The following is a 14,333-nucleotide window of genomic DNA, read 5'->3' on the forward strand; positions in this document are numbered from 1 at the left end:
GCTACCTCGCAGGCCTCCACCTCCGCGCCTCCATGATCTGGATCAACGACCTGCTGAAGGCAACTGACTGATCACGACATCACACAGGCCCTAGTAGGGCTTGGTCAGGTTCGTATGGGGGTGGGTATGTCGCGGTGGCAGGTGGGACAGGAACCGGCCCAGATGGTGAGGAGTGTCTGCAGTTCGCGGACGACCTGGAAGAGGCTCAGACCTGCGCCGCGTCTTTTGGGTGGTGGGCCAGTCGTTGCAGGGTGCAGAAGGCGTGGGCGGCCGAGACGAGGGTGACGTGGTGCCCTGTGGATGAGCACCGAGCACCTGCCCGCCCACCTCTGCACAGGGCCCCAACCGATCGATGCCCTTACCACGTACATGCACGGAGAACCCGCATGACCAGCCTCACCCGCATCACCATCGACCCCCACCACGCAGCGGCCAGAGCCGACCTCGCCGACGTCAACAGCCTCCACAAGACCCCTATGCGCCTGGTCCCCGACCACAACGGCCCCACCCCCCGGGCCACAGCCGGCCTGCTTTTCCGCACAGAACCCGGACCCGGCCCCATCCTTCTCGTGCAAACAGCCCACACAGCCGACCTCACCGCCCTGCCCACCAGCTACGGCACAGCCCACACCATCGACCTCACCCCCCTGCTGAACTTCCTCACCCCCGGGCGCACCATGCGCTACCGCATCACCGCCGCCGCCCCTACCACCGCACGCTCCGCAGGCAATCCCACACCCCACCCCGTCACCGGCAAACGCCGCGGCAAAATCACCCACCTCACCGGCGACGACGCCATCGCCTGGTGGCAACGCCGCGCCACAGACGCCGGACTCGAACCCGTCACCATCTCCTCCCTCCCCAGGCCCTTCCCCCGCACCCACCTCGCACGCTCGGCCCCCTCGCCCTTAGCAAGGACCTCATCCGCTGGGTGCTCAGCCGCATCGACCCCACCACCCGCCACACCCCGCAACGCAGCTGACCGCACGGCCTCGACCAGCCGCTGTCGGAGGAGAACTGGCGGTCGGTGTCCCACCGGGAGAGCGGGATACGGACCGGGATTGGATCTTCTTCGGCCCGCCCGTTGACGAGAGCGAGTAGGAGTTCCAGAGCCAGCACGGTCTTGCCGGCCCCTGACGCGCCGGTGATGACCAGCCGTGAGGGACGGACATCGCTGGTAGTAGGTGACGATATCGGGCACGCTTACTGAGCCTGAGCCGCGGTCAGACGCCCCGGTCGGTGGGGCCAGCGCCGGCCGGGCCGCAGCCGGGCCCAAAAGGTGGGTGAGATTGATGCGGCGGGTGTCGTCGCCCAGCAGCTGCTGCTACACCGCGCTCTCCCTTTGTGTAACCTGCAGAGCGAGGGCCGCCGCCAGAGCGCGGGCACGCTCGAGGCCGTTGCCGTCCACCGGCTTGCGCAGCGCCACGATCGCGGCGGCCAGTCCGGCCCCGCCCAGTAGAAGACCGAGGACGCCCGCCGTATCGGCCGGTTCGCAACCGCCACGGAAGATCTGCCGGATCTCGTACGAAGCACTCGCGATGATCAACTGCACTCATTCCGACCTGGCCTTCGTCTCGATCCGGACCCTCCGTGGCTGCGGCCGCTCTTGGGCGATGTTCTGCCTGCTTGCGCCACTGTGCCCGCCTGAGGCGAAGCGGGGCCCAGCACACGGTGTGAACGCAGCGGCCGGCAGCTTTACAGGCCGGACAGGCGAGGGGGGTCGGCGCCGGATCCTCGATGTCATAAAACTGCGCTTCGGCGACACCTTCTATCGGAGCGAGGGCGAGCGCCCCTTGCCGGAGGAAGAGGAACCAAGCGTCGTGGACAGCGTAGTTGTGAGTGCCGCAGTGACCGTGGCCGTGTGCGCGGCCGGGTGTGCCGCACGGGTGCTGATGGCCCGGATCACCACCGGGGCCCTGGTGAGGAAGGCCCGTATTGAGGAGGAGGCCCGCACTGCTCGCATCAACGCGCTCGGAGAGGGCGGTACCTTGCAGGAACGGGACCAGGTACCTTGGCAGCGGCCGCAGTGGCCTCCTGCCGCGCACCCGGCCGGTGTTCTGCCTCGGGCGCCCCGGGGTGCCGGCAGGCGCGGAGAATACCAGTCCTGTCGCAGCGTTCGGTGTGAGTTGCCAACCTCGCGGTAGCCGCAGCACCGGTTGGGTCTCCTCGTTTCTCATGAGGCGAAAATCGCCGACGGGCGGAGCGGAGCCCCTGAGCGAAGGCAGTAAATTCTCGCGCCAACCGGGTCATGCTGACGACGCGGTCAACGGGGAATCCAAGATTGCGATAGTAGTTGGCGCGGCGTTCGTAATAGTAGCCGCCGGCGTGTGTAAGGCTCTCTTCGATGTCCTTCTGAATTGATTCGGTGGCACGTAGTGCGCCAGCGGGCAGCTGGGTTTGGCTGTTAGTGGCCCGAATGATGCGAAGGCGTGCCGTTCCAGATTCTGGTGCTACGACAATTTTCACCAGCAGGGAGCGGTCGCGGTGCTGACCGCCATTTTGGAAGTAGCTGTAGATTTCGTGGCTGGTCTGCAGTCCGTTGACGATCTGTGGATCTTTGACAATGATTCTTTTTCCGGCGATTTGGGCGGCATCTGCTACGACGCTGACGCCGTTGTTGAACCACCAGAAGTCTTCCCCTGTGCCGGACTTGAGGGTTTCGCCGATTGCAGTATTTACCGCTGTGGACCCTGCGTAGTCACGTACGTTGGAATCGAACAGTTCCAGTCGTAGTGCCTCGTTGTCTGAGGTGATGAAGCGGTAATATTCATCTATTCGGGCGAGGCATACGTATCCCTCGCCGAGCGAGGTGCTCATAGGGGTTTCGGTGAACACCAGCTGTGCGACCGCTCTGGCACCGCGAGCGGTACGTTCACGCAGATCTGCGGCGCTGAGGTATTCAATTTCTGCCTTGGTGTCAGACGTGATCCTTGCGAGCTCCCTGCGTAGCCTGTCACCTTTTGATTTGACATTGGGATGTGGAGTCTCTGCTGCTTTGCTGGCATAAATCACTTTGACGCGTACTTGGGGAAAGGATGAAGCCAGCTCCTCAAGGATGTGAAGGAATCTCCGTGTGCGGTCCAGGAGCTTGGCATTTGTGTGCGCTGATAATTCTTCCTCGTTACGGCTCATGTCTAACAGTGTGGGAAGATGGAAGTGCAGCTTCTCAATGACCGTTTCCTGATAGCCCGACGAGTTTTTAGCCTGTAAAAGCACCAACTCAATCTTATTTGCCCGCGATGGCAGGTACTGATGTGCATCCGCGGTGATGTAACGTTCATCGACGAACGTCCAGATACCGTCGATCCCGCAGTCACGCGCCCCGTCGACGATGCCGTCCGTGATCTCATCGTTGTCGAGGTCCCAGTCCTGCAGGGCTTTGTCCGCAGAGAAGAAGGTGAAAAAGTCATCTCTGCTCTTCTCTGGTGCCAGCTTCCGGTGCTGGTCCTCCAGGATCCGGTCGAGCAGCCGTTGGTCGTTGTTTTGCGTCGACGCCATGTAATGCCCCCACCAAGCGTTGGAATCCCAATAGAAGATGCTGGCAGGCTGACGCGACTGTGAACACCCCCGCGTGCCGTCCGGATGCGGGTAGCCCTGTCAGGGAGCTGCATCCCGAGGTCGGGCCACTATGTCCGTCACTGGGACCGGATCGTCGGCGCGTGGGCGGCCGGCGACGACCAGGAGCTGGACGACGCGTGGGTGGACCAGGTCGTCGACCTCGGCTCGCAGTGGGGGCAAACGTCACCAACATCGGCTTCGCCGCCTGACCTCGTAGACACAGCTGGCTCCGGCACGTTCACGTGCCGGAGCCACTTGTGTCTGTCAGCCGGGCTCCGGCTGGAGCCCGGCTGTGGCGGCGAAGGTCTTTGGGCCGCGTCTTGAGGTGTACCTGTCCAACCGGAGGCGGCAGGGTTCAATGGAAAGCATGATGTGCAGAGGAACGTCATCCGCCGCCGTTGCTGTTGTCGCCGTCGTGTTCGCCGTTCTCACGTCGTGTTCCTCGGACTCTTCGGATGAGTCCCCCGCCGAGAGCCGGCCCAGCAGGTCTGCATCCGGGTCGGCGTCCGATCCCACACGAACGGTCACTGCGGCGCCCTCGCCCACCGGGCCGTGCGCTGACGGGACGTGCGAGATCAAGGTCGATGTGGGGGACACCGTGACAGTTCCGGAGGCGTACGGGCTCGGGCCGATCAGGGTGAGGGCGATCACCGGTGGAAAAGTGGACATGGCCGCACGGCTGGCGGGGTCGGGTTACAGCATCTCGGGCTGTTCCGGCGGCGGCGGAGTGTCATCGGACGGCGGAGGCGGTGTCGGATTCAGTTGCAGCGAGGGCCCCGCTGCGATCATCAACGACGCCATGAGCCTGAAGGTCGTCGACATCCTGGACGCGGCCGCTGTCCTTCGCATCCAACCCGCAGGGTGACGCACGGTCCGCTGAAGCATCCTCTGGCACTCCGCGCGTGCCATTACCGGCCGCGCGTTATGAATCCGGGCGCCCAAGGCACGCGTGCACGCGTACGCGTGTAGGGCTCGGACCAGTTCATGTTCGGTCACCCCGGATCGGGACTGCGACGAACACGGCGCCGGAGCGGCCGCGGCACCGGTGCAGTTGGGCAGTGCGCTTCGCCCGGTGGGGTGGTGAGGCGAGGCGTGGGGCGCGCCGGGTGAGGTGGGGGTGGGACGCAGAACACGGTGGTGATGCGGAGGGTCGTTCGTAGCCTCCCTCGGGCGGGTTGAGCCTGGTCAGGGGACTACTGAGGGTGACTAGCGCTGTTTATTGAAGGTTGCACAGGGCGGTGGGGCGGGGACCGTCGGTGATTTTCCGCGGGTCGGCATGAGTGTTTCGCCCGGCAAATCACTTAGGTAGGGGTCAAGCCCAACAGGCCCTCGGCACAGTCGAGTTGACGCTGGGTGCCTGCTGACCCTCAACCGAGAGGATCTTCGCTCATGTCCCCTGTCCACGGGAGGCACGTGTGAGATACGACGACACCCCGGACGGCAGCCCGCCCGAGGAGTACGGCGCCGGCCTGTCGCAGTCCATGTACGTGCCGCTGGAACTGCCCCTGGACTTCGAGGCCTTCTACCTCGGTCACCAGGAGCCCTTCCACGCCTACGCGGAAGTCCACTTCGGTACCCGCGCCGCGGCGGAAGAGGTCATACACACGGTCTTCCTGGAGATCCACGCCGGCTGGACGCAGCTGCTGAGCGCGGGCAACCTTGAACAGGGCGCGTGGGCGATCGTGCGGCGGGCCGTGCACGACCGCCTGGAACTGGAGGGCCGGGCCCCGGCCTTCGTCATCAACGGCCCCATCGCCCAGGCCCTGGACAAGGCGCTCACCACGGCCCGGGAAAAACTCCACAAGATGGAATCCAGCAGCGGCCTGTACGAGGCGATCGCGGAACTGCCCAACCGGCAGTTCGAGGTTATCGTGCTGCGCTACGTCCTGGGCTACCCCACCGCGAAAGTCGCCTGGTACGTCGGCATCGACGAACGCACCGCCGGCCACCTCCTGCGCCGCGCCAAGGAACGCCTGCGCCTGCAGCTGGGCCTGCCTGCCGCCGAGCGCAAGAAGCCCAAGCAGAAGGGAGAAGACGCATGACCACCACCATCGACACCCTCCTGGCCGACGCCCGCATCCCGGTCTCCGCAGCGCAGCGCTTCGACGTCGCCGCCGGCCTGCGCCGCCTGGCCACCGACGTCTCCCGCCGCACCCCCACCACCGAAGTCACCCGCTCAGCCCAGGCCTCGCAGCGCCTGAGTGTGGTCTGCCGGTGGGTCCTCAACGAACCCGACGCCGCCACCCACGTCGCAAAGATCGCCGAAGGACCGGAACGCGGACCGCTCACCGAGGAAGAACTCGACGTTGACGGCGCCCTCGTCTTCGGCTGCCTCCTCTACCTGACCGGACATCAGGAATCCGCACAGTTCTGGTGGCAGCTCGCCGCCGGCGCCGGCAGCCGCGCCGCCGCCTACTGCCTGCACCTGCACCACCTTGCCCTGGGCGAATCGAGGCGGGCCTTGCACTGGTTCCGCCAGCTCACCCACTCCATGGCCGACACCATGCCGCCCGACGCCGCCTTCCTCGAAGGCCTGGAACTCTTCGCCCGCTACGTCCGCACCAACGGCTCACGCGCCCTCGCACCCACCGACCGGCTGGAAAGCGAGATCGACCGGCTCGCCGCGCGTACCCCCGGCTGCTCCGTCATCGTTGCCCGGCCCGACCGGCAGCTGGTGGCCAGCCTGCGGGAGTTCGGCGCGGGCCGCTGACCGGTCCCAGACACCAAATGCAGGGGAGTCCTGCCCTGGCCACCGGTTCCAAGGCCCCGGCCGGGCGGGCTCCCCAGCACGACGCCACCCAGAAAGGGATGTCTTGTCATGCACCCTAAGGGCTGTCCCGTAATCCCCGGTGGATCAGCGCGCGACGTCAGATGCGGTGCATCGCAAGGCGGAGGGTCGTCCTCATACTGGGCGTATTCGGGCGATCCGACAACGCAGCGAGGTGCCGTAGCTGTCGTCGTCCGCCCGCCGGGGATTACGGGACAGCCCTTAGCCAGCACCCGCCAGCCGCGGAGACAAAACCGCGCACTCCAGTCGTGGCACGGATCGCCCGCCGCCGAAGGACTGCGCTGACCTACATCCTGCGCAGCGCCTGCTACAGCATCGGAACCGGCCCATCGGCCTCGGCTTCGTCTGGGCCGAACGACTCCTGTGATCACAGACTGTTGGCGGTGGCTGCCGGATACGGGCCACCGCCCGAGGACGTGTTATACCGGCACGCCGTACGTGGGCGGGTTGCCGGCGGTGCGAAGCACACTGTCTGAGATGCGGCTTACGTCCTGCGGATGGGTGTCCTGTTCATGATGTATACGGATCTTCGCTACGACTGCGGAACGAGGACGGGCACGAGACTTGCGGAGGAAGAAGCTCCGGATGCTCTGGTGGGTCCGTACCCGATCTCAGGTGTACGTGAAAAGATCAAGATCGTGCGTGAATCAGCACCATCTGATCTGTGATCGTCAAGATGCGCAATCCGGCATGCGAAAGGGTCGACCCGTTTCGTCGGGCCGACCCTTTGCTAGCCGTTCCGCGCGCCAACGCGGCCGACTGGTTTTCCCTGGTCATCGGCGGTTGGAGCCAAGCAGACAGGGCCAACACCGTGTTCGGTGAAAGTGATTTTGATAGTGCCAGTGCTGGTGGAACCGTGCAAGCAGCCATGGGACGAAATGAAATTAAAAGCCTGGTGGCGGCATTCATCTGTTCTCACTGAGCCCCGAAAGCGCTGGTCAGCTATTGATTCAAAGTGTCTCATGCCATGACTGGCTTGCTTTTTCAGACGGGACATCAATGAATTTTCCCGTACGGCTCTACGGCTGACTCGGGCAGGTGGCAAGATGCTGTGCGATTTGACGGTAGCGCCAACTGCCGCTGGGTCATTGTCGGTTGGAGCATCAAGTACGGCTGCGCGCACGGAGCGGGCAGCGACGGATGGGAGCACTGCCATGCACAGTCGTCATACGCGCCTTCTGGAGCGAGGTGTGACTCGGTGGGACGACCAGAAAAGCCGATCCCGGACCCTGTGAGTCCGCTGGGCAAACTAGCCCAGGAATTACGCAACGCCCGAAAGATCCTGGGCGCCACATACGGCACGCTTGCAGAACAGGCGCCCCCCTACAGCGCGGCGACGCTGCAGCGAGCGGCTTCGGGCCGGATGGTGCCAAAACGCGAGGTGGTCCGTGCCTTTGCACACGCCTGCGCGATGGACATCGATGAGATCGATCGGATGTGGCTCGACGCCTACCGCGCCGGCCAGCCGAACCGCGAGCCCGGTGCACAGATACCCTCGCCCCGGTTGATCAGGGATTTTCAGGATTTCAGTGCCGCGCTGGAGAAACTCTGGCAGGCCAGTGGGGCACCGTCCTACCGCGCGATGCAGAGAAGAGCCCGGGCTGCCGGCATGGATCTGTCCCGCAGCAGCGCGAACCGCATCGCCACACGGCGCCAAGTGCCCGGCTCGATAACCTCGTTAGAAGCATTTCTGGTGGGGTGCGCACTGGCCCCCCGTGCCCGGAACCTGTGGGTCGAAGCATGGGTGCGGGCGCAACAGCGCGCCGACATCGAGCGCCAGGGCGACGTGCGGGAGATGAAACAGCTGGAAGCGGTCGTCGCAGACAACTCGGCAGGTGAGGTGCTGCAGGACACCGCGGCTCGAATGCTGCGCAAGGCCGGCTTCGACGCTCTGGAACGCTACCGCAGCTTCGACACACCCTGGACTGTCGAATGCCTGCGCTGTGCCGCCACGCGGCGGGTGCGGCTGTCCGACGTCGTGCTGCAACGAATAGCGTGCGTGGACTGTCCTGAAGTCAGCAAACGCGTACACAAGGCATGGGCCGATCTCCTGGAGAACACGTCTGGAACCCTCAGCCGTCCGCAACTGCGCGCGCTTCGCGACTCCACGGTGCGCCAGCCCCGGCTGCAGCGGAACCGCCTGGACATCCCCGTGTTCGTGAAGGACAAGAAGACAGAAGAACTTCTGCAGTCAGACACGTGGCACCCGGCGTTGCACACCGCTCTGCGGCGCCACATCCGTCGGTCGTTCCACCTGGATGTTCTGATTGTCTCCGACTACGCCCTCCCCAAGGCGCAGGGGACCGCGAACCGTTTCACCAACATGGCACCCGAACCCGCGCCGCCGCAGCCCCTGGGCAAAGCCGTCACGCCACCACCCACGGTTGCCGGTCAGCTCCGCGGTGAGCCTCCCGGTCAGGAAGGGCTGCCGGCTTCTCGCAGGAGCAACCCGGAAGGCCACAGCGCCCGGCTGCAACAGCCAGCGCCCACCAACAGCGGTGTCTGAGGACCGATCGCAGACTCAATCCGATGTGATCTCCACCACCGTCACCGAGTAGTCGTCGGAACGCCGAACAGCGCTTCTACCTGCAGTTTTACCAATGAACTACGTGAAAGACACAGCGGGTACGGCGACCATACCGAAACTTCCGAATGACGTTCCCCCGGCTCATGGGAATCCCGACATAACGCCCTCACGGGCGGAGTTTGCCCGGCACTCGTCTCTGTACCTTGAACCGCATGACCAGCCCCGACACGACAAAGGGAAGCAACGGCAGCCGCCAAGCAAAACCGTGCTTCCCCAAGTCGCGTCACCCGGGACGGCCGTCCTGCCCAATCGAAAAGCAAAGGACCACCGCATGACATCCAGCCACCGCGTGACACCCGGCGACGGTACCTCAGAGGAAGACCGCGACGGCGAACACGCAACGACACCACCCCGCGACACCAGTCGCGCCCTGCACTGGGCGCAGATGGGACTGTGTGCCGGCGGCATCACCACCGCGACTGCCATTTGGGCTCTTGAAGGCCCACCGCTCATCGCCGCGGCGGTTGCCACGGCCGCGGCTGGTAGTGCCGGATGGCAGATCACCGTCAACGTGCGCCGATAGCGGCCGATGCAGAAGTGACTGCTGGCACCGGGCGTCCTCCTCGCGAGGAGGACGCCCGGACCGCACGGTGGGAGGTGCTGGCTCGGAGAGGACAGAGACGGAACAGGAGATCTCTTCGGCAGCGTATGGATTGAGGGGCGCAAGGACCGGCCCCCTCAGCGCGCCATGCAATTCCGCACCATGAACGTCCGCACTGGGACCGCACCGTCGGCGCGCCGGCGGCCGACGACGAGCAGGAGCTGGACGGGACGTGGGTGGACCAGGTCGTCGACCTCGGATCGCAGCGGGGTCAGCACCAATACGTCACCAACCTCGGCTTAGGCCGGTCAACGCGGTCTGTCGGAAGACCGGTTGAGATCCCTAGGCTCTGCCCATGTCGAAGCAGCAGCGGGGCAAGAAGCACCGGACACCGCAGAAGCGGGTCTCCCGTCCCTCCGTACCGCGTCCGCGCAGGGCGGCCCCGGCACTGCCGGGGAGCATGGATCACATGGCGCGGATGCTGGAGCATGCCAAGCCGGACCAGGTCGTGGAACTGGTGCTGCCCTTCCTGTGGGCGGCCATCTCCGACGGCCGCGCGCCGGCGAACATCTGCGTCGATGCGTGCCTGACGCTGCGGAACGCCTACGGCCAGCTGGGAGTGCGGGCCGAACTGCTGCCGGTCACCGTGGCCATCCGGAAGAAGGACGGCGCCGGAACCCTCTACGGCTCGCTCACACCGAGCTGGACGGGAACCGAGTGGAACGGGCACTGCGCCCTGGTGCTCCCCGACTCCGAGCGGTTCGTGGACCCGACGATCGAGCAGTTCGACGAGGTCCGGAAGATCGGCATGGGCCCGATGGTCGGCAAGGTGGCCATGTCGACCCGCGAAGACGGCTTGCTGGTGGAGTCGGGAGCGCAGGTGATGCTGCAGCGCGGTGACCTGGTGCTGACGTACACCGTCGCCGGTCCCGAGGCCCTGGCCTCCATCGTGGAACACCCGGAGGCGATCGCCCACGCCGACGGTCACCGGCGTACCGGAGTGAACACCGCCTCCCTCACGTTGGCCGCCTTGCGCGCCGAGGGCGTACGCGGCCGGGCGATGCAGGCCCCTCACCCGAGGCTGCACGCCCTGCTGCGAGCTGTAGGGGACGCCCCGTACGAGTCGGACGAGGCGCACGACGTACGGTTCCGCCTGCCAGATCAGAGCGGCCAGGAACAGTGGCTGCGGCTGGACGAGATCCCGCTGCCGCCGGGCACTCCGGCCGCCTGGCCGCGCTGAGCCGGGACCTAACGATCCGGGAGGGCCTGTTTGTCGGCGCCCCCGGGTCACGATGGCCACACCCGACGATCTCCGGGAGGGGACAGCGTGAAGCACGTCTGGATCATGGGGAAGAGGTACCGGCCGGCCTCCGGGGCCCTCAAGTCGACCTTGGTGCGGGCCGACGCCATCAGCTACCTGAGCATGCGCGAGAACCAGGTCCGGGCCTCCGAACTCGGCTCGGACGAGCTCGTGGTGCTGGCCGACACCGAAGACGGCGGACAGGGCGCCCCCGAGCTGCCGGAGGGCTTCCACACCGACCTGCTGTTCGCGGTCGCCATGGCGCGGCGGGACGCGCGGGACGCGACCGACGACGGGGACGAGCAGGACCGCATCCTGCCGGCCCAACTCGAGGACGGCCAGTGGGTCTGGAAGATGTTCCGGCCCTCAGAGCCGGAACCCAAGTCGAGCTGACGGCTCACGCTGCACGAAGCCCCGGGACTCAAGCACGAGGGCGCGGGGCTTCCCTGTGCACGTGACGCCCGGCTCAACGAGGCGGGACCGGCCCGGCCACCGGCCGACCGGCTCTGGGTACCGCTCCCGTCGGCGGTCCGGGTTGTCGGTGCCGAGCCGCACCCATCCCTCGCGGCGCTGCAGGGCGGGCAGCGTGATGGCGAACACCGAGACCGCGATGCCGTCGACCGCCTCGGCGAGCTCCTCCAGGCGCCGCTGCAGCAGAGCTCCTCCAGGCCCGCCAGGACCACATGCAGAGGCGGGAACCAGCTGCTGCGTTTACCTGTAGCGCGACCAGAACGGAAACGTGCCGCCCATGGTGCCGCGGGCTCCCTCCCCGACGCGGTGTCCGGCGTACCGCTCGTAGTCCCAGACCTCACGGGCGAGCTTGGCCCGCGACATCGTGCCGTTGTCTATCTCGTAGAAGCCGACCTGGGTGCCGTTAACGAACGGCGAGCAAAATAAAAACCAGTAACTTTTGGATCGAAGGCGCTCCCCGGCGTCAATTTCCCCGTCGGGACGGGAGATCGGCGCTCACAGCCCCGTACAGTGATTCACCACTCTGGATTCGGAAGAGATTATGCCTGAGCGGAACATCGAGTTCGGCAAGTACGGCGCCCGCGGCCTCAAAGGCCACGAAGCCGTCGCCCGGCAACTGGACGACCTCGCCGGCTACATCGCCACCCCCGTCACCGCCCGCCACGGCCTCCAAGCGCGCTTGCACTACCTCACCCGCAGCCACCACGCCCGCGCGGCGGCCCGCGCGGCCGGACTGACCGTCACCGACCGCACCCTGCGCGCCTGGCATGGCAGACCGGCACCCGCACACCCTCCCGCCGCAACCTCACCGCGATCGAGCAGGCCTACCGCACCGTGCGGCGCGAGAACGTCGCCCGCTACCTGACCGCCCGCCTCAACCGCGAAGGCCGCGGCACCCGCGTCGAGATTCACCCGCTCAACCAGTCCCAGGTCGACCGCCCACGCCAGCGCGCCATGGAGTTCCGCACCATGAACGTCCGCAACTGGGACCGCATCGTCGGCGCGTGGGCGGCCGGCAACGACCAGGAACTGGACGAAGCGTGGGTGGACCAAGTCGTCGACCTCGGTAGCCAGTGGGGCCAGTACGAGTACGTCACCAACGTGGGATTTGCCGCCTGACGAGGAATGTCGCTGTACAGGAGCCGTATGGCGGCTTCACCGTGGAACGCCCCATGGGGTGATCTGGTGGGCATCAGGAATCGCGGTGGAGGGCCAGCACAAGTGCTGGCCCTCCACGTTGCGGCAGGGCGTGCGCCAACACGCTGACTGCCAGTGCCCTTGGTTCCACACGGTGGGCAGGGTGCTCAGCGCTGCCGAAGCACGCTGAATCATCGACCATGATTCCTATTCCCTACCTAAGGCTTGTCCCGTAAATGATCTCTGACTGGTGCGGACGTGATCGGTACCAGTCCGACCGCTCGCCTATCCGGCGAGATTGAGGTTGTGTATCCGGGCGATGCCCAGCATGGCGTGGTGGACACCGTCACCTTTGAGACGGCAGTCGCGGAGGATCTTCCAAGTTTTCATGCGGGCGAAGGCGTGTTCGACCCGGGCTCGGACCTGTTTGTGGGACTTGTTGTGGGCCTGCTTCCAGTCGGGCAACTCCTCGCCCTTGCGGCGCCGGTGGGGTATCACGAGTCCGGTGCCCGGATATCCGCCGTCGGCGATGGTCATGGTTGTGCCGACGGCGGCCTTCGCGCCGGACTCCTCCCACGCCTTGCAGTCGTTGCGGTTGCCGGGCAGAGGCCGACCAGGACGACGAGCCGGGTGTCGGCGTCGATGACGACCTGGTGGTTGGTGGAGTACCGGTAGTTCTTCGACTGCTCGGCGATGGTGTGGTCACGGGTGGGCACCAGGGTGCCGTCCACGATGAGCACGGTGTCCTTCGCGAACCGCTTGCGGGGCTGGAGGGCGAGCATCGGCCCGAGGTGATCGATGATCCGGTCCGCCGCCGACTTCGAAACCCCGAACAGCGGGGCCAGCTGCCGCATGGTCAGGTATGTGCGCCAGTACGCCGCGACCAGCAAGGCCCGGTCCTCCAACGGCAGGCCCCACGGCCGGCCCCTGCGGACCGCGTCCGCACCCTCACGCCGCAGCACCGTCACCAGCTTCCCGAACAGACGAGGGCTCAGCCCGGTGAACGGGGCTATCCAGGACGGCTCGGACGCCGTGATCACACCAGACACCACAAGATCGTTTCATGATGCCCGGCACAACGTCGAGAATGCTCCTGTGACTGAAGAACTGGTGAGGTTCATCAAGGCGCGGCTGGACGAGGAGGCCGGCTTGGCCCGGCGCTGCGACGGCGACGGGTGCGGGGAGTGGTCTGCCCACGGACACACGGTCGACTTTTGCCAGGCCGACCTCTCCGGTTTCCATCCCACGGTTGCTCTGCACGTAGCTCTGCACGATCCAGCCCGTGTCCTGCGCGAGATTGAGGCCAAGCAGCGCATCCTGGCCCGTCACGCCCGCGACCCCTGGCCGTGCCACGACCTGCGTGACCTCGCTTCGCCCTACATCGACCATCCTGACTACCCCGCCCGAGCCTGACGTGCCGGACGAGACTGCGTGCTTGAACCGAGCCTCGACAACAGAAGGTCGTTTTACGGGACAGCCCTTAGAGCTCATAACACGATCTTGTTGATGTGTCCTGGTCGGGCGTGACCGATGTGACGATTCGGCCGTTCGGGATGGTGTGAATACTCGGCCGTGGACCGTCGATGACGACTTGTGGGCACTGATCGAGCCCCTGCTGCCGCCCTGGCCGGGGCGGTCGCCGGGGCCGCGGCCGGTGGCGGACCGGCTCTGCCTGCAGGGCGTCCTGTACGTCCTCTACAACGACATAGCCTGGCAACTCTTGCCCCTGGAGCTGGGGTTCGGCTCCGGACAGACCTGCTGGCGCAGGCTGGAGCGATGGCAGCAGGCCGATGTCTTCGATCAGTTGCACCGCATCCTGCTCGCCGAACTGAACGCCGCCGGCGAGCTCGACTGGTCTAGGGCCTGTGTGACGTCGTGATCAATCTCGGGTTTTGGTCCCGTGCGTGGGTAGGACCTGGTAGGACGATGGGTGTGACACGTAGGCAACTCA

At 65.9% G+C, this 14,333-nt stretch carries 14 protein-coding genes and 3 pseudogenes; 13 read left to right on the top strand and 4 right to left on the bottom strand.

Going from position 1 to position 14,333, the window contains the following annotated elements:
• Nucleotides 1–386 precede the first annotated feature (386 nt).
• A complete protein-coding gene (locus ACIOKD_RS41665) occupies nt 387–1,088 on the top strand; it encodes a type I-E CRISPR-associated protein Cas6/Cse3/CasE (protein ID WP_402093679.1) in 702 nt (233 codons plus the stop codon).
• Between the two features lie 236 nt (nt 1,089–1,324).
• Here ACIOKD_RS41665 and ACIOKD_RS41670 read toward each other — a convergent pair whose 3' ends face one another.
• Together ACIOKD_RS41670 and ACIOKD_RS41675 are read right to left on the bottom strand one after the other, a co-directional pair.
• Nucleotides 1,325–1,546, bottom strand: a complete 222-nt coding sequence (locus ACIOKD_RS41670) for a hypothetical protein (protein ID WP_402093680.1) — start codon at nt 1,544–1,546, stop codon at nt 1,325–1,327.
• Nucleotides 1,547–1,962: 416 nt separating this feature from the next.
• Complete coding sequence (locus ACIOKD_RS41675) at nt 1,963–3,498, bottom strand: AIPR family protein (protein WP_402093682.1); 1,536 nt, start codon at nt 3,496–3,498, stop codon at nt 1,963–1,965.
• 132 nt (nt 3,499–3,630) lie between these two features.
• Between ACIOKD_RS41675 and ACIOKD_RS41680 the strand changes: the two are divergent.
• The 9 genes and pseudogenes from ACIOKD_RS41680 to ACIOKD_RS41720 all read left to right on the top strand — a co-directional run.
• Nucleotides 3,631–3,767: pseudogene (locus tag ACIOKD_RS41680) on the top strand (transcriptional regulator); the annotation flags it as partial.
• A 458-nt stretch (nt 3,768–4,225) separates the two neighbouring features.
• Nucleotides 4,226–4,423: a hypothetical protein gene (locus ACIOKD_RS41685; protein ID WP_402093683.1), complete on the top strand. Its 198-nt coding sequence runs from the start codon at nt 4,226–4,228 to the stop codon at nt 4,421–4,423.
• Nucleotides 4,424–4,973: 550 nt separating this feature from the next.
• Entirely contained in the window at nt 4,974–5,600 is a 627-nt protein-coding gene (locus ACIOKD_RS41690; RefSeq protein WP_402093684.1) for an RNA polymerase sigma factor, read from the top strand.
• The gene (locus tag ACIOKD_RS41695; protein WP_402093685.1) at nt 5,597–6,268 is read left to right on the top strand and encodes a hypothetical protein; all 672 of its coding nucleotides are present in this window, start codon (nt 5,597–5,599) and stop codon (nt 6,266–6,268) included. The genes ACIOKD_RS41690 and ACIOKD_RS41695 overlap by 4 nt, the downstream gene beginning before the upstream one ends.
• A 742-nt stretch (nt 6,269–7,010) precedes the next feature.
• Nucleotides 7,011–7,268 (top strand): hypothetical protein, encoded by a 258-nt coding sequence (locus tag ACIOKD_RS41700; protein ID WP_402093686.1) that lies wholly within the window; start codon nt 7,011–7,013, stop codon nt 7,266–7,268.
• Between the two features lie 276 nt (nt 7,269–7,544).
• Entirely contained in the window at nt 7,545–8,852 is a 1,308-nt protein-coding gene (locus tag ACIOKD_RS41705; protein WP_402093687.1) for a helix-turn-helix domain-containing protein, read from the top strand.
• A 352-nt stretch (nt 8,853–9,204) separates the two neighbouring features.
• Nucleotides 9,205–9,456, top strand: a complete 252-nt coding sequence (locus ACIOKD_RS41710; protein ID WP_402093688.1) for a hypothetical protein — start codon at nt 9,205–9,207, stop codon at nt 9,454–9,456.
• A 373-nt stretch (nt 9,457–9,829) separates the two neighbouring features.
• Nucleotides 9,830–10,714, top strand: coding sequence for a hypothetical protein (locus ACIOKD_RS41715; protein ID WP_402093689.1), 885 nt, complete (start codon nt 9,830–9,832; stop codon nt 10,712–10,714).
• An 87-nt stretch (nt 10,715–10,801) separates the two neighbouring features.
• Complete coding sequence (locus ACIOKD_RS41720) at nt 10,802–11,167, top strand: hypothetical protein (protein WP_402093690.1); 366 nt, start codon at nt 10,802–10,804, stop codon at nt 11,165–11,167.
• 318 nt (nt 11,168–11,485) lie between these two features.
• On the opposite strand, the gene ACIOKD_RS41725 is transcribed toward ACIOKD_RS41720, so the two are convergent.
• The gene (locus tag ACIOKD_RS41725; RefSeq protein WP_402093692.1) at nt 11,486–11,734 is read right to left on the bottom strand and encodes a replication-relaxation family protein; all 249 of its coding nucleotides are present in this window, start codon (nt 11,732–11,734) and stop codon (nt 11,486–11,488) included.
• Between the two features lie 52 nt (nt 11,735–11,786).
• On the opposite strand from ACIOKD_RS41725, the pseudogene ACIOKD_RS41730 reads away from it, so the two are divergent.
• A pseudogene (locus tag ACIOKD_RS41730) lies at nt 11,787–12,364 on the top strand (transcriptional regulator).
• Nucleotides 12,365–12,667: 303 nt separating this feature from the next.
• Here the strand turns inward: ACIOKD_RS41730 and ACIOKD_RS41735 are convergent.
• A pseudogene (locus tag ACIOKD_RS41735) lies at nt 12,668–13,431 on the bottom strand (transposase).
• A 46-nt stretch (nt 13,432–13,477) separates the two neighbouring features.
• Here ACIOKD_RS41735 and ACIOKD_RS41740 point away from each other — a divergent pair.
• The gene (locus ACIOKD_RS41740; protein WP_402084497.1) at nt 13,478–13,795 is read left to right on the top strand and encodes a DUF6221 family protein; all 318 of its coding nucleotides are present in this window, start codon (nt 13,478–13,480) and stop codon (nt 13,793–13,795) included.
• 145 nt (nt 13,796–13,940) lie between these two features.
• Nucleotides 13,941–14,261 carry a transposase gene (locus tag ACIOKD_RS41745; protein WP_402093691.1) on the top strand — a complete coding sequence of 107 codons (321 nt, stop codon included), beginning with the start codon at nt 13,941–13,943 and terminating at the stop codon, nt 14,259–14,261.
• The last annotated feature ends 72 nt before the right edge of the window (nt 14,262–14,333 follow it).

Source organism: Streptomyces sp. NPDC087844 (genome assembly GCF_044742785.1).
In the GTDB taxonomy this organism is placed as follows: Bacteria; Actinomycetota; Actinomycetes; order Streptomycetales; family Streptomycetaceae; genus Streptomyces.